This window comes from Pseudomonas sputi (genome assembly GCF_021603585.1).
Lineage (GTDB): Bacteria > Pseudomonadota > Gammaproteobacteria > Pseudomonadales > Pseudomonadaceae > Aquipseudomonas > Aquipseudomonas sputi.
The window spans coordinates 28,322-44,787 of record NZ_BQHI01000016.1 but is presented as its reverse complement, the minus strand read 5'-3'; the positions used below and the strand labels follow the sequence as shown (position 1 = coordinate 44,787).

Annotated in this window: 16 protein-coding genes; all 16 read left to right on the top strand. The window is 60.3% G+C overall.

Annotation, left to right across the window (positions count from 1 at the left end):
- Nucleotides 1-183 precede the first annotated feature (183 nt).
- The 16 genes from L6D81_RS20185 (at nt 184) to fliI (ending at nt 16,462) form a co-directional block, all read left to right on the top strand.
- The gene (locus L6D81_RS20185) at nt 184-1,110 is read left to right on the top strand and encodes a ketoacyl-ACP synthase III (protein WP_236181627.1); all 927 of its coding nucleotides are present in this window, start codon (nt 184-186) and stop codon (nt 1,108-1,110) included.
- An 86-nt stretch (nt 1,111-1,196) separates the two neighbouring features.
- The gene (locus L6D81_RS20180) at nt 1,197-2,489 is read left to right on the top strand and encodes a motility associated factor glycosyltransferase family protein (protein WP_236181626.1); all 1,293 of its coding nucleotides are present in this window, start codon (nt 1,197-1,199) and stop codon (nt 2,487-2,489) included.
- The gene (locus L6D81_RS20175; protein WP_236181625.1) at nt 2,486-2,752 is read left to right on the top strand and encodes a hypothetical protein; all 267 of its coding nucleotides are present in this window, start codon (nt 2,486-2,488) and stop codon (nt 2,750-2,752) included. Before L6D81_RS20180 ends, L6D81_RS20175 begins: the two co-directional genes overlap by 4 nt.
- Nucleotides 2,753-2,995: 243 nt before the next feature.
- Nucleotides 2,996-3,856, top strand: coding sequence for a flagellin domain-containing protein (locus L6D81_RS20170; protein ID WP_016771090.1), 861 nt, complete (start codon nt 2,996-2,998; stop codon nt 3,854-3,856).
- 71 nt (nt 3,857-3,927) lie between these two features.
- Complete coding sequence (locus L6D81_RS20165) at nt 3,928-4,284, top strand: flagellar protein FlaG (protein WP_236181624.1); 357 nt, start codon at nt 3,928-3,930, stop codon at nt 4,282-4,284.
- Between the two features lie 80 nt (nt 4,285-4,364).
- Entirely contained in the window at nt 4,365-5,828 is a 1,464-nt protein-coding gene (gene fliD / locus L6D81_RS20160; protein WP_236181623.1) for a flagellar filament capping protein FliD, read from the top strand.
- Nucleotides 5,829-5,957: 129 nt separating this feature from the next.
- On the top strand, nt 5,958-6,356 hold the full coding sequence (fliS, locus tag L6D81_RS20155) for a flagellar export chaperone FliS (RefSeq protein WP_236181622.1): 399 nt from the start codon (nt 5,958-5,960) through the stop codon (nt 6,354-6,356).
- A gap of 10 nt (nt 6,357-6,366) precedes the next feature.
- Entirely contained in the window at nt 6,367-6,663 is a 297-nt protein-coding gene (gene fliT / locus L6D81_RS20150) for a flagellar protein FliT (protein WP_039765621.1), read from the top strand.
- Between the two features lie 172 nt (nt 6,664-6,835).
- On the top strand, nt 6,836-8,311 hold the full coding sequence (locus tag L6D81_RS20145; protein WP_003222863.1) for a sigma-54 dependent transcriptional regulator: 1,476 nt from the start codon (nt 6,836-6,838) through the stop codon (nt 8,309-8,311).
- A gap of 110 nt (nt 8,312-8,421) precedes the next feature.
- Nucleotides 8,422-9,633 (top strand): sensor histidine kinase, encoded by a 1,212-nt coding sequence (locus L6D81_RS20140; RefSeq protein WP_373874322.1) that lies wholly within the window; start codon nt 8,422-8,424, stop codon nt 9,631-9,633.
- Between the two features lie 5 nt (nt 9,634-9,638).
- On the top strand, nt 9,639-11,030 hold the full coding sequence (locus tag L6D81_RS20135) for a sigma-54-dependent transcriptional regulator (RefSeq protein WP_236181621.1): 1,392 nt from the start codon (nt 9,639-9,641) through the stop codon (nt 11,028-11,030).
- 128 nt (nt 11,031-11,158) lie between these two features.
- On the top strand, nt 11,159-11,488 hold the full coding sequence (gene fliE, locus L6D81_RS20130) for a flagellar hook-basal body complex protein FliE (protein WP_065260774.1): 330 nt from the start codon (nt 11,159-11,161) through the stop codon (nt 11,486-11,488).
- A 15-nt stretch (nt 11,489-11,503) separates the two neighbouring features.
- A complete protein-coding gene (gene fliF, locus L6D81_RS20125; protein ID WP_007958290.1) occupies nt 11,504-13,291 on the top strand; it encodes a flagellar basal-body MS-ring/collar protein FliF in 1,788 nt (595 codons plus the stop codon).
- Nucleotides 13,284-14,303, top strand: coding sequence for a flagellar motor switch protein FliG (gene fliG, locus L6D81_RS20120; RefSeq protein ID WP_007958288.1), 1,020 nt, complete (start codon nt 13,284-13,286; stop codon nt 14,301-14,303). The genes fliF and fliG overlap by 8 nt, the downstream gene beginning before the upstream one ends.
- Before the next feature lie 4 nt (nt 14,304-14,307).
- Nucleotides 14,308-15,114, top strand: a complete 807-nt coding sequence (gene fliH / locus L6D81_RS20115) for a flagellar assembly protein FliH (RefSeq protein ID WP_236181620.1) — start codon at nt 14,308-14,310, stop codon at nt 15,112-15,114.
- On the top strand, nt 15,104-16,462 hold the full coding sequence (fliI, locus tag L6D81_RS20110; RefSeq protein ID WP_039765593.1) for a flagellar protein export ATPase FliI: 1,359 nt from the start codon (nt 15,104-15,106) through the stop codon (nt 16,460-16,462). The genes fliH and fliI overlap by 11 nt, the downstream gene beginning before the upstream one ends.
- The last annotated feature ends 4 nt before the right edge of the window (nt 16,463-16,466 follow it).

Here is a 16,466-nt window from a genome sequence, read left to right as displayed (position 1 = left end):
CATAACGCGCATCTTCACTGTATTGTAATGACCGGGGAGATGGCGCCTGGCCCGTTTTCGGTTCCAGTGATAGCCCTTTGCGCTCCCCGTGGCTGCCCGTTGTGGCGGCCGTTTTCTGTTTGTCGGCGCCCCTCGAATCCTTGCGAGCGGTGGTATTGGGCTGTTTATTATTGGGAAGCCGTAATGATTGGCATAAAAAGCATTGCGAGCTACGTTCCTGTAGCCGGCGTGGACAATTACGCACAAGGTGCAAAATTCGAGAAGGATGAAGAATTCATCCTCGGCAAGATCGGTTCGGCCTTCCTCCCACGCAAAGACGCGGAACAGGAAACCTCCGATCTGTGCGTTGAAGCGGCCAATGCGCTGTTTGCCAACAACCCTGAACTGAAACGTGAATCCATCGATGCGCTGATCGTCGTCACCCAGAACGGTGATGAAGAAGGCCTGCCGCACACCGCGGCCATCGTCCAGGACAAACTCGGCCTGCCGACCCATGTCGCGGCGTTCGACATTTCCCTGGGTTGTTCCGGCTACGTCTACGGCATTTACGCGATCAAAGGCTTCATGGAAGCCGCCGGTCTGAAGAACGGTCTGCTGATCACTGCTGATCCGTATTCGAAGATCGTCGATCCGGAAGACCGCAACACCACCATGCTGTTCGGCGATGCCGCCACCGCCACCTGGATGGGTGAAGACCCGACCTGGGCGCTGGGCAAGGCCAAGTTTGGCACCGACGGTTCCGGCGCACCGCACTTGAAAGTGACCGATGGCGTGTTCTTCATGAACGGCCGTCAGGTGTTCAACTTCGCGCTGCTCAAAGTGCCGGCGCACTTGCACGAACTGCTCGACGATTCCGGCCTGAAGGCCGATGACATCGATGCCTTCTGCATCCACCAGGGCAGTGCGGCGATTGTCGACGCCGTGGCGCGGCGCTTCGAAGGCGAGCCGGAGAAGTTCATCAAGGACATGGTCGAGACCGGTAATACCGTGTCGTCCAGTGTGCCTTTGCTGCTGGAAAAACACGTGATGGATTCCGACTGGAGCCGCATCGCGATCAGTGGTTTCGGCGTCGGTCTGTCGTGGGGTTCAGCGATTATTTATCGTCCTTGAACCTGGCAAGAACGACGGATACAAAAATAGCGTTCAAGGGTTAACCTTGAACGCTATTTTTTTGCCTGAAGGGAGCGCGAGGCGCCATGAGTGAGTTTTTCCAGGCCAACGCTGAAGTCATCGAGCAACGCTGGCCAGCGCTGTTCGCACGATTGCTGAACGAAGACAGTTCGGCGATCGAGGCTGAGCTGACGCAGGGGCTGGGCTCGACGCTGAGCATTGGCGGCATTCAGCTCACCAGCCGGCATGACCGTGTCCGCGAGGCGCAGATTCAGGCTGCCAGCCTGCCGGCGGACAAGCCGCAACTGCATGTCTACGGCACCGGCCTTGGGGACTTGCCCACGGTGCTGCTGGAGCGCACCGGGCTTGAGCGCTTGTATGTGCACATCCTCAACGGCGCGCTGTTCGCCCTGGTGCTGCAATTGATCGATCAGCGCGAGTGGCTGCAGGATCCGCGAGTTGAATTGCTCTACGCCGGCGACCTGTCCGACATCTGCACGCCGTTTTTCGCCTTGCCCGCCGAGATGCTGCTGGCCGATGACTTCAACGCGAAGATTCGTGATCGGCTGGTCAGCGAAGTGCACCTGAGCTTCAACAATCGTGAATTCGATCCGCAGTCACCGTTCATTCAACAGCGTCTGCGCGACTGCTTGCCTGTGTTGCTCGCCGATGATGATGTGGCGACCTTGTTCGGCACCTGTGCCGGTCGGGAGATCTATGTGATCGGCACCGGGCCGACGCTGGAACAGCATTTCGAACGTCTGGCGGCGATCCGCGCGCGGGTCGAGCGTCCTTTGTTCATTTGTGTCGACACCGCGTACCGACCGCTGCGCGAGCACGGGGTCGTACCCGACTATGTGGTGAGCATCGATCAGCGCATCAGCTTTCGGCATTTGCCTTCCGAGGCGTCCGACGGCATCCCGCTGGTGTACCTGCCCATGAGTGATCCTGAGGTACTCAGGGCCTGGAAGGGCAAGCGTTATGGCGGTTACTCGGCCAGCCCGGTCTATGCGGCATTGCGTGAACAGTACCCGCGGGCGCTGTTGCATATGGGCGGCAGCGTGATTCACCCGGCCGTGGATCTGGCGGTGAAGATGGGCGCCGCACGCATCACCCTGTTCGGCGCCGATTTTGCCTTTCCGATGAACAAGACCCATGCCGGCTGGAGTGATGGTGACCTGGGGCCGTCGGTGAATCAGGCGCGGCACTGGGTGCGTGACGGGCATGGTCAGCGCGTCAGTACCCAGCTCAATTTTCGCGGTTATCTCTGTGTGCTGGAGCGATACATCGCCAGTCAGCCGCACGTGGCGTTTTTCAACAGCAGCCGGGCGGGTGCGCAGATTGCCGGGACGGGTTTCAATCAGGAGTTCGTGCAATGAGTGCGCTGCAACGCTGGGTAGACGAATGCCACCAGTGCGCCGGGCTGTTCCGCCTGGGGCGCGATGTCGAGGCGGCATTGACCATGGTCGATGTGTTCGAGGGCGCGCAGCAGTCATTGCTGTTGGCCGGCGCGCAGACGCAGCAAGTCTGGGCGCAGTTGCTCACGCAAATGCTCGAGTGCCAGGAGCGTCAGGACTGGTTGGGGCTTGCCGATTTCATGGAGTACGAGTTGATCCAGTTGCTGGAAGAACCGTCCACCTGAAGAAGGTCGAAGGCGCTGGCCCGCGGGTTTGCGCCACGGACGGTTTTATGACGTCATTTTTTCGAAGGGAAAGTGCTGCTAAGTCTTTGTTTTCTAGGGGGTGGCAGGGTGATGGCAAATTTTTTCAAAAAAGCCCTCAAGCAACCTGCAAACCCGACGATAACTATTACGAAGGTTCTCTAGGCCATACCCGGCGGTTGCCAGGGCCGGAAGCCGCAGTACCCAACCAACGAGGAATTCGTCATGGCTTTAACAGTAAACACCAACACCACGTCGTTGAACGTTCAGAAAAACCTGAACCGCGCTTCCGACGCTCTGTCGACTTCGATGCAGCGCCTGTCTTCCGGCCTGAAAATCAACAGCGCTAAAGACGACGCCGCTGGCCTGCAGATCTCCAACCGTATGTCTTCCCAGATCCGCGGTAACACCCAGGCCATCCAGAACGCCAACGACGGTATCTCCGTTGCTCAGACCGCTGAAGGCGCTCTGCAGGCTTCGACCGACATTCTGCAGCGTATGCGTGAACTGGCTGTTAAAGCACGTAACGGTACCAACGGCACTGCTGACCAGACCGCTACCAACGCTGAATTCGCTCAGATGTCCGACGAGATCACCCGTATCTCGGCTGCTACCAACCTGAACGGCAAAAACCTGCTGGACGGTTCGGCTGGTACTGTGACCCTGCAAGTGGGCGCAAACACCGGTTCGGCTAACCACATCGACCTGGTACTGAGCTCCAAGTTCGACGCCGTCAGCCTGTCCGTAGGTAGCGGCACTGTAGTTCTGACCGGTACTTCGGGTACTGGTGCTGGTTCTGCTTCGCAGAACATCGACAACGCGATCACCGCAATCGACGCCGCTATCGCTGCCATCGGTGCAACTCGTGCCAGCCTGGGTGCTTCGCAAAACCGTCTGACCAGCACCATCTCCAACCTGCAGAACATCACTGAGAACACCACTGCTGCACAAGGTCGCGTACAAGATACCGACTTCGCCGCAGAGACTGCTAACCTGACCAAACAGCAAACCCTGCAACAGGCTTCGACCTCTGTTCTGGCTCAAGCCAACCAACTGCCTTCCGCTGTACTGAAGCTGCTTCAGTAATTTCGGAATGAGTTTTAGCGGGGGAGTGCGCTTGCGTGCTCTCTCGCTTTTTACGTTATGAGGTGATGAGCATGGACATGAGCGTCAAGCTTAACGTGTCTTATCCGGCTCCCAAGCCAGCCAATACCGTCACCGACAAGCCGTCGGAGACCAAGCCTCTGACCGTTGATGCTGTTCCCGCCTCGAAAAAGAGCCAGGAAGCAGATGAAACCAAGCTGAAGCTGGCGGTGCAGGAGATCGAGAAGTTCGTTCAGTCGATCAAGCGCAATCTGGAATTCTCGATCGACGAGCACTCCGGAAAGGTCATCGTCAAGGTGATTGCAAGCGAGACGGGCGAGGTCGTACGACAGATCCCTTCCGCAGAAGCGCTCAAGCTGGCAGATAGTCTGGCCAACGCGAGTCACGTGTTGTTCGACGCCAAAGTCTGATAGCTGGCATGAATAGTGTTTGAAGTTCTTTAGGCGCAGGTAGTGGTCAAAAGACTGGCAACAACCCAAGGGAGATGCACATGGCAAGTCCAATTTTACCGGGTTCGGGCCTGGGTTCCGGCCTGGACATCGGTGCAATCGTTACTGCGTTGGTCAACGCCGACAAGTCGCCGAAGCAGACGCAGATCGATACCGCGACCAAGACCAACACGCTGAAGATTTCCGGTGTCGGCACGTTGAAGAGTGCATTGACCGCATTCCAGACAGCGATGACGAACCTTGGCAGCAAGACCAACCCAGCGTTTGCCGGTTATACGGCGACCTCGAGTACCCCGACTGTTCTGGGCGCTACTTCAGATAACACCGCGGTCTCGGGTACTTACAGTGTTGTTGTGAATAACCTGGCTACCGGCTCGAAAGTGGCCAGTGCGTCCTTTGCCGGCGGTGCGGCCAGTGCCATTCCGAGTGGTACCCTGAAAATCAGTCAGAATGGCACTGATTACAATGTCACGATTCCGGCCAACGCGACCCTGCAGAGTACTCGTGATGCCATCAACACGGCTCAGGGTGTCAATGGTATTTCCGCCAACATTGTGACGGACAGCACCGGTGCTTCACGTCTGGTGATCAGTTCGAGCAAGACGGGCGCAGGCTCTGACTTGAGCGTCAGCGGCATTGCCGGTCTGGAAATCGATGGCACCCAAACGATGGGTGCCACTCCGGCGGCGGGTGATTCCGGAGCGGTCAACGGGCTCGCCAAAGATGCGTCGCTGACCATCGACGGGCTGACAGTGACCAGCAAGAGCAACACGGTGACCGGCGCCATCAGTGGCTTGTCGATGAACCTGCTGACTGTCCCGAATCCGCCAGGCACGCCTGTTGTGGTGAGTGTCGACGCCAACACCAAAGGTCTGCAGACGTCTGTCCAGGCTTTCGTTGATGCCTACAACACGCTGAAGACCACCATCGACAGTCTGTCCAAGGCGACGCCGGACGAAGATGGCAAGCTGACTGTTCAAGCGGCTTTTACCGGTGACTCCCTGCCGCGTTCGCTGATTGCCGATATCCGTAGCCAGTTGACCATGCCGAGCGGAACCGGCAGCGGTCCGATGGCCTACTTGTCGCAATTGGGGGTGATGACCGACAAGCTCACCGGTAACCTGACATTTGACACTGTTGCATTCAACAAGACCATGTCCACGCCGGGCATGACCGGTCAGGTCCAGCAGATGTTTACGGGGACCACCGACACCAACGGTCTTTTGGCGCGCATGAGCAAGGCGGTGGATCCGTATCTGAAGCCTCCTGCCGGCAGTCTCCCTACCGCCACAGGCTTGCTTGATCAGCGCATGGCCATCCTGAACAACAACACCAGGAGCCTGACCAGTCAGCAACTGGCGCTCGATCTGCGTGTTGCCAACCTGACCAAGACGTTGACTGCAAAATACAACGCCATGGACTTGCTGGTGGGTCAGATGAAGTCTACGGCGAGCAACATCACATCGTTCTTCGCCTCGCTCAACGCTCAGCAATCCGCGAAGTAACATGCAAGAGCGACAAAAACCCGGCTACGCTTTCGAGCGTGTGCCGGGTTTTTGTCTTGTGGTCTAAAGTTTTTCGACTCGCTGGCGATACACTGTTCATACGAGTCATTGTGGCAAATGAGGTAGAACATGAATCCGATGTTAGCCCTTCGGCAATACCAGAAAGTAGGTGCCCACGCTCAGACATCTGAAGCGAGCCCGCATCGCCTGGTGCAAATGCTGATGGAAGGCGGCCTGGACCGCATCGCCCAGGCCAAGGGTGCGATCGAGCGCAAGGACATTCCTGCCAAGTGCACGTCGATCAGCAAGGCCATCGGCATCGTCAGCGGACTGCGTGAAGGTTTGGATCTGGAAAACTGCGCCGATACGCTGGCTGATCTGGACGGTCTGTATATCTACATGATGAAGCGCCTCGCCGAGGCGAACATCAGCAGCGATCCGCGCATTCTTGATGAGGTTGCCGGCTTGCTGAGCACCGTCAAGGAAGGCTGGGATGCGATCGCACCTGCGCCCGCTCCGCAGTTCTGAGGAGATCACCATGAGTCTTGTTTTGCAGCGAATTGAAGAAACCCGAGTAGCCTTGGTCGGAGCCCTGGCCGAGCGAAACTGGGAGGCGATCGGTCAACTGGATCTGGATTGCCGTTCCTGCATGGAAGATGTCTTGAGTGAAGCCTCGGTGGACGAGGTCGCGTTGCGCGATAACCTTGAAGAGTTGCTGCATGTCTACAAGCAACTGCTTGAAGTGGCGATGGGTGAGCGTCAGGCGATAGTCGACGAGATGTCGCAGATCACCCAAGCGCAGAATGCGGCAAAGGTTTACCATCTGTTTGGTTAGTTAACCCTCAGTTAATCCAGACATGTGCGCCATAAATTTGACTGTGCACGGTTTTTTGACTTAACTAGTGGCTGTTTTCAGATTTCAGGCGTCTACAGGCACAAGGTGTCCTGCAAGCGTCTCGCTTGCCCCTCATTTTGGGCATTGAGTTGACTAGGGAAGTTGCTATTGCATGTGGCGTGAAACCAAAATTCTGCTGATCGATGACGATAGCGTCCGCCGCCGCGACCTGGCGGTGATCTTAAATTTTCTTGGCGAAGAAAATTTACCCTGCGGAAGCCATGACTGGCAGCAGGCAGTCGGCTCTTTGTCGTCTAGTCGTGAGGTCATTTGCGTACTGATCGGGACGGTCAATGCTCCTGGTGCGCTTTTGGGCCTGTTAAAGACACTCTCAACCTGGGATGAGTTCCTTCCTGTTTTGCTGATGGGCGATAATTCTTCGGTGGACCTGCCCGAAGATCAGCGCCGCCGGGTGCTTTCGACCCTCGAAATGCCGCCGAGCTACAGCAAACTGCTGGATTCCCTGCACCGTGCCCAGGTCTATCGCGAAATGTACGACCAGGCCCGCGAACGCGGCCGGCATCGCGAACCCAACCTGTTCCGCAGCCTCGTCGGCACCAGCCGCGCGATCCAGCACGTGCGCCAGATGATGCAGCAAGTGGCCGACACCGATGCCAGCGTCCTGATCCTCGGCGAGTCCGGGACCGGCAAGGAAGTGGTTGCGCGCAACCTGCATTACCATTCCAAGCGCCGCGACGCGCCATTCGTGCCGGTCAATTGCGGGGCGATCCCGGCCGAATTGCTGGAAAGCGAACTGTTCGGTCACGAGAAGGGCGCCTTCACCGGCGCGATCACCAGCCGTGCCGGCCGCTTCGAACTGGCCAACGGCGGTACGCTGTTTCTCGATGAAATTGGCGACATGCCGCTGCCGATGCAGGTCAAGCTGCTGCGTGTACTGCAGGAACGCACCTTCGAGCGCGTGGGCAGCAACAAGACCCAGAGCGTCGATGTACGGATCATTGCCGCGACCCACAAGAACCTCGAAAGCATGATCGAGATCGGCACCTTCCGCGAAGACCTCTACTATCGCCTGAACGTGTTCCCGATCGAGATGGCACCGCTGCGTGAGCGCGTCGAAGACATTCCGCTGCTGATGAACGAACTGATCTCGCGCATGGAGCACGAGAAGCGCGGTTCGATCCGCTTCAACTCTGCTGCGATCATGTCTCTGTGCCGCCACGGCTGGCCGGGTAACGTCCGCGAGCTGGCCAACCTGGTGGAGCGCATGGCGATCATGCATCCGTACGGGGTGATCGGCGTGGTCGAGTTGCCGAAGAAATTCCGCTACGTCGACGACGAAGACGAGCAAATGGTCGACAGCCTGCGCAGCGATCTGGAAGAGCGCGTGGCGATCAACGGCCACACGCCGGACTTCACCGCCAACGCCATGCTGCCGCCGGAAGGTCTCGATCTGAAGGACTACCTCGGTGGTCTGGAGCAGGGGCTGATCCAGCAGGCGCTGGACGACGCCAACGGCATCGTGGCCCGTGCCGCCGAACGCCTGCGTATTCGCCGCACCACGCTGGTGGAGAAGATGCGCAAGTACGGCATGAGCCGCCGTGAAGGAGATGAACAGGCGGATGATTGACGCCTGTTTTTCAACCGCTTCATTTATAAGCGGTTTTTTTTAGGCACGGGTATTGCTACGTCCCTCGCAACGTTCCGTTTAACTGACGGTCAGCCAAGCGAGAGAGCACAATGCCCCAAGCCTCCCAGATGTCTTCTGTTCCCGAGTCCTCGGGGCAACTGCCGTCCGTAGAGCAGGCGAGCCGCCAGGGGCTTGAGCAGGCGTTCGCCCTGTTCAACCAGATGTCCAGCCAGTTGACCGACTCCTACAGCATGCTCGAAGCCCGGGTCACCGAGCTCAAGGGCGAGCTGGCCGTGGTCAGCGCCCAGCGCATGCAGGAACTGGCGGAAAAAGAACGCCTGGCCAACCGTCTGCAAAACCTCCTCGATCTGTTGCCCGGTGGCGTCATCGTCATCGACGGTCACGGCATTGTGTGCGAGGCCAATCCTGCCGCCATCGAATTGCTCGGCCTGCCGTTGGAAGGCGAGCTGTGGCGCCATGTCATCGCCCGTTGCTTCGCGCCCCGTGAAGACGACGGTCACGAAATTTCCCTGAAAAACGGTCGACGCCTGTCGATTGCCACTCGCTCGCTGGATGCCGAGCCAGGACAGTTGGTGCTGCTCAACGACCTGACTGAAACCCGTCACCTGCAGGATCAACTGGCGCGCCACGAGCGCCTGTCGTCCCTGGGGCGGATGGTCGCGTCGCTGGCGCATCAGATCCGCACGCCGTTGTCCGCCGCATTGCTGTACGCCAGCCATTTGACCGAGCAGGAATTGCCGGTCGCCACCCAGCAGCGTTTTGCCGGGCGCCTCAAGGAGCGCCTGCATGAGCTGGAGCATCAGGTGCGTGACATGCTGGTGTTTGCCCGCGGTGAGTTGCCGCTGACCGACCGTGTCACGCCGAATGCCTTGATGCAGTCGTTGCAGGCCGCGGCGCTGACCCACGTGCAGGATCTGCCGATCCGCTGGCAGTGCGACAGCCATGCCGGTGAGTTGCTGTGCAATCGCGACACGCTGGTCGGGGCGCTGCTCAATCTGATTGAAAACGCGATTCAGGCGAGTGCCGGTGAGGTGCGTCTGAAGGTGCATTGTTATACCCGCGACAACACCCTGCGTTTGTGCGTCAGTGACAGCGGCAGCGGTATTGATGCAGCAGTGCTGGCGCGGCTGGGCGAGCCGTTTTTCACCACCAAGGTTACCGGGACCGGCCTGGGCCTGACCGTGGTCAAGGCCGTGGCGCGTGCGCATCAGGGAGAATTGCAGCTGCGTTCGCGGGTCGGGCGCGGTACGTGCGCGCAGGTCATCCTGCCGTTGTTTTCCGCTGTACAGGGAGTTGAGTGAGGGTCATGGGCATCAAGGTTCTGCTGGTCGAGGATGATCGCTCGTTGCGCGAGGCGCTGGCCGATACCCTGTTGCTGGCCGGTCACGACTATCACGCGGTGGGTTCGGCCGAAGAGGCGCTGAAGGCCGTGGAGCGCGAAGCGTTCAGTCTGGTGGTCAGCGACGTCAACATGCCGGGCATGGACGGCCATCAATTGCTCGGGCTGTTGCGCGCGCGGCAACCACAGTTGCCGGTGCTGCTGATGACCGCTCATGGCGCGGTCGAGCGCGCGGTCGATGCGATGCGCCAGGGTGCGGCGGATTATTTGGTCAAACCGTTCGAGCCCAAGGCTCTGCTGGATCTGGTGGCGCGTCATGCCTTGGGCAGTCTCGGCACCAGTGATGCCGAAGGGCCGGTCGCAGTCGAACCTGCCAGTGCTCAATTGCTGGAACTGGCGGCGCGGGTCGCACGCAGTGATTCCACCGTGCTGATTTCCGGCGAGTCCGGCACTGGCAAGGAAGTGCTGGCACGCTACATCCACCAGCAATCCCATCGCGCCAGTCAGCCGTTCATTGCGATCAACTGTGCGGCGATTCCGGACAACATGCTCGAAGCCACTTTGTTCGGTCACGAAAAAGGCTCGTTCACCGGCGCCATCGCCGCCCAGGCCGGCAAGTTCGAACAGGCGGATGGCGGCACCATTCTGCTGGATGAAATTTCCGAAATGCCTCTGGGCCTGCAAGCCAAGCTGCTGCGGGTGTTGCAGGAGCGGGAAGTGGAGCGGGTGGGGGCGCGCAAGCCGATCACTCTCGATATTCGCGTGGTGGCGACCACCAACCGTGATCTGGCCGGTGAGGTCGCGGCAGGGCGGTTCCGCGAAGACCTTTATTATCGTCTGTCGGTATTTCCGCTGGCCTGGCGTCCGTTGCGCGAGCGCACCGCCGATATCCTGCCGCTGGCCGAGCGTCTGCTGGTCAAGCACGTCAATAAAATGAAGCACGCGATGGCGAAGTTCTCACCCGAGGCGCAAGCGTGCCTGATCGCTTATCCGTGGCCGGGCAACGTGCGCGAGCTGGATAACGCGGTCCAGCGGGCCTTGATTCTGCAGCAGGGCGGCCTCATCCAGCCGCAGGATTTCTGTCTCTCCGGGCCGGCGCTGTTTGCTCCATTACCGGCTACGGTGCCGGTCGCTCCGGTCATTCGCGAAGTCGAGATCGAAGCGGATTCGGCCGGTGCGCTGGGCGATGACCTGCGTCGCCGCGAATTCCAGATGATCATCGACACCCTGCGTACCGAGCGCGGCCGGCGCAAGGAAGCTGCGGAAAAGCTCGGCATCAGCCCGCGCACCTTGCGTTACAAACTGGCGCAAATGCGCGATGCGGGCATGGATGTCGAAGGCTACCTGTTCGCCACCTGACCGGTGGCGCAAACGTTTGAAACGGCTTTTCTCAAAGCGGTGCCCGTGAGCTGGCACCGTTGTTGCTAACACCTGAGTACCCGCCGAGTGAGTGTCAAAAAATTGCGGGCCGCCCAAGAGAGTAGACCATGAGCCAAGGTATTGAATTTAATCGGTTGATGATGGACATGAAGGCCATGCAAATGGACGCCATGTCGAAGCCGAAATCGACTGCTGCCGTCCCGGAAGTGGCAGGCAGCAGCTTTTCCGACATGCTCGGTCAGGCCATCAACAAAGTGAACGATACCCAGCAGGCGTCGAGCCAATTGGCCAACGCGTTCGAGATCGGCAAGAGCGGCGTCGATCTGACGGATGTGATGATCGCCTCGCAGAAAGCCAGTGTGTCGTTCCAGGCTCTGACCCAGGTGCGCAACAAGCTGGTTCAGGCTTATCAAGACATCATGCAGATGCCGGTTTAAGGACGAGATTGAGTCATGGCAGAAGCAGTCGCCGATAACGTTCCGGCCAAGGCCACCCCGATAGACGGCAAACCGCCGTTGTTCGGCCTGTCCTTCCTGGAAAACCTCTCCGAGATGACCGTGCTGCGTCAGGTGGGCCTGTTGGTCGGCCTGGCCGCGAGCGTGGCGATTGGCTTTGCCGTGGTGCTGTGGTCGCAGCAGCCGGACTACCGGCCTCTGTACGGCAGCCTTGCCGGCATGGATGCCAAGCAGGTCATGGACACCCTGGCCTCCGCCGACATTCCCTACACCGTCGAACCGAATTCCGGCGCCTTGCTGGTCAAGGCCGATGACCTGTCCCGTGCGCGGCTCAAGCTCGCGGCCGCTGGTGTCACTCCCAGCGACGGCAACATCGGTTTCGAAATCCTCGACAAGGAACAGGGGCTGGGCACCAGCCAGTTCATGGAAGCGACCCGTTATCGTCGCGGCCTCGAGGGCGAACTGGCCCGCACCATCTCCAGCCTGAACAACGTCAAGGGCGCGCGCGTTCACCTGGCGATCCCGAAAAGCTCGGTGTTCGTCCGTGACGAGCGCAAGCCAAGCGCATCGGTACTGGTCGAGTTGTACTCCGGTCGTTCGCTGGAGCCGGGCCAGGTGGTTGCAATCATCAACCTGGTGGCGACTTCCGTTCCCGAGCTGAGCAAATCGCAGATCACCGTCGTCGACCAGAAGGGCAACCTGCTGTCGGATCAGGCGGAAAATTCCGAAATGACCATGGCCGGCAAGCAGTTCGACTACAGCCGCCGCATGGAAAGCATGCTCACTCAGCGCGTGCACAACATTCTGCAACCGGTACTGGGCAACGATCGCTACAAGGCTGAAGTCTCGGCCGATGTCGATTTCAGTGCCGTCGAGTCGACAGCCGAGCAGTTCAACCCGGATCAACCGGCCCTGCGCAGCGAACAGTCGGTCAACGAACAACGCACCGCCAGCAATGGCCCGCAAGGTGTGCCGGGTGCCCTGAGCAACCAGCCGCCGTCGCCGGCTTCGGCGCCGCAGACCACCGGTGGCGCAGCCGCCCCGGCGAGCATGGTGCAGCCAGGTCAGCCACTGGTTGATGCCAACGGTCAGCAGATCATGGACCCGGCCACCGGCCAGCCAATGCTTGCGCCGTACCCGGCGGACAAACGTCAACAATCCACCAAGAACTTCGAGCTCGACCGTTCCATCAGCCACACCAAACAGCAGCAGGGTCGCCTGAATCGCCTGTCGGTGTCGGTGGTGGTGGACGATCAGGTCAAGATCAACCCGGCCAACGGCGAAACCACCCGTGCGCCGTGGAGCGCCGACGAATTGGCGCGCTTCACCCGTCTGGTACAGGACGCCGTCGGCTTCGACGCCAGCCGTGGCGACAGCGTCAGCGTGATCAACATGCCGTTCTCCGCCGAACGCGGCGAAGTGATCGCCGACATTCCGTTCTACTCCCAGCCATGGTTCTGGGACATCGTCAAACAAGTGCTGGGCGTGCTGTTCATCCTGGTGCTGGTGTTCGGCGTGCTGCGTCCGGTGCTCAACAACATCACCGGTGGCGGCAAAAGCAAGGAGCTGGCCGGTCTGGGCGGCGACATGGAACTCGGTGGCATGGGCGGTCTGGACGGTGAACTGTCCAACGATCGCGTCAGCCTCGGCGGCCCGACCAGCATCCTGCTGCCGAGCCCGAGCGAGGGCTATGACGCTCAGTTGAACGCAATCAAGAGTCTGGTGGCAGAAGACCCGGGTCGTGTGGCCCAGGTCGTGAAAGAGTGGATTAACGCAGATGAGTGATAACCGAGCCGCCGTCGCCAAACTGTCCCGGGTCGATAAAGCCGCGATTCTGCTGCTGTCCCTGGGTTCGACCGATGCCGCACAAGTGCTGCGCCACATGGGCCCCAAAGAGGTTCAGCGGGTTGGCGTGGCCATGGCCCAGATGGGCAACGTCCACCGTGAGCAGGTCGAGCAGGTCATGAGCGAGTTCGTCGACATTGTCGGCGACCAGACCAGCCTGGGCGTCGGCTCCGACGACTACGTGCGCAAAATGCTCACCCAGGCCCTGGGTGAAGACAAGGCCAACGGCCTGATCGACCGCATTCTGCTGGGCGGCAACACCAGCGGCCTCGACAGCCTGAAATGGATGGAGCCGCGCGCCGTTGCCGACGTGATCCGTTACGAGCACCCGCAGATCCAGGCGATCGTGGTGGCGTACCTCGACCCGGATCAGGCCGGTGAAGTGCTCGGCAACTTCGACCACAAGGTACGTCTGGACATCATCCTGCGCGTCTCGTCGTTGAACACCGTACAGCCGGCCGCACTGAAAGAATTGAACCAGATCCTCGAGAAGCAGTTCTCCGGCAACTCGAACGCTTCGCGCACCACCCTGGGTGGCATCAAGCGGGCGGCGGACATCATGAACTTCCTCGACAGCTCGATCGAAGGCCAGCTCATGGACTCGATCCGCGAAGTCGACGAAGACCTGTCCGGTCAGATCGAAGACCTCATGTTCGTGTTCAACAACCTGGCCGATGTCGACGACCGCGGTATCCAGGCGCTGCTGCGCGAAGTCTCCTCCGACGTGCTGGTGCTGGCCCTCAAGGGTTCGGACGAAGGCGTCAAGGAAAAGATTTTCAAGAACATGTCCAAGCGTGCCGCCGAACTGCTGCGCGACGACCTCGAGGCCAAAGGCCCGGTGCGCGTCAGCGACGTGGAGACCGCGCAGAAGGAAATCCTCACCATCGCCCGCCGTATGGCCGAAGCCGGAGAAATCGTGCTCGGTGGCAAGGGCGGCGAGGAAATGATCTAAGCCCATGGACAAGCATGACGACGACGTGACGGACCTGATCCGTGCCCGGGACGTCCGCGGTTTCGAAACTTGGGCAATCCCAAGCTTCGATCCGCCGGCACCGGAACCCGAGCCGGAACCGGAGCCTGAACCGCCGGAAATGGAAGAAGTGCCGCTGGAGGAAGTCCAGCCACTGACGCTCGAAGAGCTCGAAAGCATCCGTCAGGAGGCCTACAACGAGGGCTTCGCCATCGGTGAAAAGGAAGGCTTTCACAGCGCCACCCTCAAGGTGCGCCAGGAAGCCGAAGGGGTCCTGACGGCTAAGGTCGAGAGCCTCGAGCAACTGATGGGCCACCTGTTCGAGCCCATTGCCGAGCAAGACACCCAGATCGAAAAGTCGCTGGTCAACCTCGTGCAGCACATCGCCCGTCAGGTGATTCAGCGCGAGCTGGCCATCGACTCGACGCAGATCGAACACGTCATGCGCGACGCCCTCAAGCTGTTGCCGCTGGGCGTGGGCAATGTGCGGCTGTACGTCAATCCGCAGGATTTCGAACAGGTCAAAGCCCTGCGCGAACGTCATGAGGAAACCTGGCGCATCGTCGAGGACGAAACCCTGTTGCCAGGCGGTTGCCGGGTCGAGACCGACCATAGCCGGATCGACGCCAGCATCGAAACCCGCGTCAGCCAGGTCATGGCCAAGCTGTTCGACCAGTTGCACGAGCAGGCTCTGCACCCGGCCGCGCCGGACCTGAGCCTGGACTTGCCGGAAACGCCGAAACCGGCCCCTGTCATTGACGAGCCGCTCGCGGACGCCCCCGATGCGCCTTGAACGCACCAGCTTCGCCAAGCGCCTGAGCACTTATGCCGAGGCCACCGAAATCGCCGGTGCGCCGATTCTCGAAGGGCGCCTGCTGCGCATGGTCGGCCTGACGCTTGAAGCCGAAGGCCTGCGCGCCGCCATGGGCACTCGCTGCATGGTGATCAACGACGACACCTATCACCCGTCCCAGGTGGAAGCCGAAGTCATGGGCTTTTCCGGCAGCAAGGTGTTCCTGATGCCGGTCGGCAGCGTGGCCGGCATTGCGCCGGGTGCCCGCGTGGTGCCGCTGGCCGACACCGGCCGCTTGCCGATGGGCATGAGCATGCTCGGTCGCGTGCTCGACGGCGCCGGACGTGCGCTGGACGGCAAGGGCGGCATGAAGGCTGAAGACTGGGTGCCGATGGACGGCCCGACGATCAACCCGCTCAACCGAGACCCGATCAGCGAGCCGCTGGATGTCGGGATCCGTAGCATCAACGGATTGTTGACGGTCGGTCGCGGTCAGCGTCTGGGCCTGTTCGCCGGTACCGGTGTCGGTAAATCGGTGTTGCTGGGCATGATGACCCGCTTCACCGAGGCCGACATCATCGTCGTCGGCCTGATCGGTGAGCGGGGTCGGGAAGTTAAAGAATTCATCGAGCACATTCTTGGTGAAGAAGGCCTCAAGCGTTCCGTGGTCGTGGCGTCCCCGGCTGACGACGCGCCGCTGATGCGTCTGCGCGCGGCGATGTACTGCACGCGGATCGCCGAATATTTCCGCGACAAGGGCAAGAACGTCCTGTTGCTGATGGATTCCCTGACCCGTTTTGCCCAGGCCCAGCGGGAAATCGCCCTGGCCATCGGCGAGCCGCCGGCAACCAAGGGTTATCCGCCGTCGGTATTCGCCAAACTGCCGAAACTGGTGGAGCGTGCCGGTAATGCAGAGAAGGGCGGAGGTTCGATCACAGCGTTCTATACCGTGCTGTCCGAGGGCGATGACCAGCAGGACCCGATTGCCGACTCGGCGCGGGGCGTGCTCGACGGGCACATCGTGCTGTCGCGGCGGCTGGCCGAGGAGGGGCATTACCCGGCCATCGACATCGAAGCTTCGATCAGCCGGGTGATGCCTGCCGTCGTGGCGCCGGAACACATGCAGCGCGCGCAATACTTCAAGCAACTGTGGTCGCGCTATCAACAGAGTCGCGACCTGATCAGCGTCGGCGCCTATGTCGCGGGCGGTGATCGCGAGACGGACCTTGCCATCAACCTGCAGCCGCAACTGGTCAGATACCTGCGTCAGGGCCTCAACGACAAAATCAGCCTGGGTGAAAGCGAGGCGTACCTCGAAACGATTTTCGCCCCGGCGGCCGGCGGGTAACCGG

What these genes read in the sequence shown, in the direction of transcription:
- L6D81_RS20185 (WP_236181627.1), top strand. Translation starts at nt 184, where the DNA reads ATGATTGGCATAAAAAGCATTGCGAGCTACGTTCCTGTAGCCGGCGTG.
- L6D81_RS20180 (WP_236181626.1), top strand. Translation starts at nt 1,197, where the DNA reads ATGAGTGAGTTTTTCCAGGCCAACGCTGAAGTCATCGAGCAACGCTGG.
- L6D81_RS20175 (WP_236181625.1), top strand. Translation starts at nt 2,486, where the DNA reads ATGAGTGCGCTGCAACGCTGGGTAGACGAATGCCACCAGTGCGCCGGG.
- L6D81_RS20170 (WP_016771090.1), top strand. Translation starts at nt 2,996, where the DNA reads ATGGCTTTAACAGTAAACACCAACACCACGTCGTTGAACGTTCAGAAA.
- L6D81_RS20165 (WP_236181624.1), top strand. Translation starts at nt 3,928, where the DNA reads ATGGACATGAGCGTCAAGCTTAACGTGTCTTATCCGGCTCCCAAGCCA.
- fliD (WP_236181623.1), top strand. Translation starts at nt 4,365, where the DNA reads ATGGCAAGTCCAATTTTACCGGGTTCGGGCCTGGGTTCCGGCCTGGAC.
- fliS (WP_236181622.1), top strand. Translation starts at nt 5,958, where the DNA reads ATGAATCCGATGTTAGCCCTTCGGCAATACCAGAAAGTAGGTGCCCAC.
- fliT (WP_039765621.1), top strand. Translation starts at nt 6,367, where the DNA reads ATGAGTCTTGTTTTGCAGCGAATTGAAGAAACCCGAGTAGCCTTGGTC.
- L6D81_RS20145 (WP_003222863.1), top strand. Translation starts at nt 6,836, where the DNA reads ATGTGGCGTGAAACCAAAATTCTGCTGATCGATGACGATAGCGTCCGC.
- L6D81_RS20140 (WP_373874322.1), top strand. Translation starts at nt 8,422, where the DNA reads ATGCCCCAAGCCTCCCAGATGTCTTCTGTTCCCGAGTCCTCGGGGCAA.
- L6D81_RS20135 (WP_236181621.1), top strand. Translation starts at nt 9,639, where the DNA reads ATGGGCATCAAGGTTCTGCTGGTCGAGGATGATCGCTCGTTGCGCGAG.
- fliE (WP_065260774.1), top strand. Translation starts at nt 11,159, where the DNA reads ATGAGCCAAGGTATTGAATTTAATCGGTTGATGATGGACATGAAGGCC.
- fliF (WP_007958290.1), top strand. Translation starts at nt 11,504, where the DNA reads ATGGCAGAAGCAGTCGCCGATAACGTTCCGGCCAAGGCCACCCCGATA.
- fliG (WP_007958288.1), top strand. Translation starts at nt 13,284, where the DNA reads ATGAGTGATAACCGAGCCGCCGTCGCCAAACTGTCCCGGGTCGATAAA.
- fliH (WP_236181620.1), top strand. Translation starts at nt 14,308, where the DNA reads ATGGACAAGCATGACGACGACGTGACGGACCTGATCCGTGCCCGGGAC.
- fliI (WP_039765593.1), top strand. Translation starts at nt 15,104, where the DNA reads ATGCGCCTTGAACGCACCAGCTTCGCCAAGCGCCTGAGCACTTATGCC.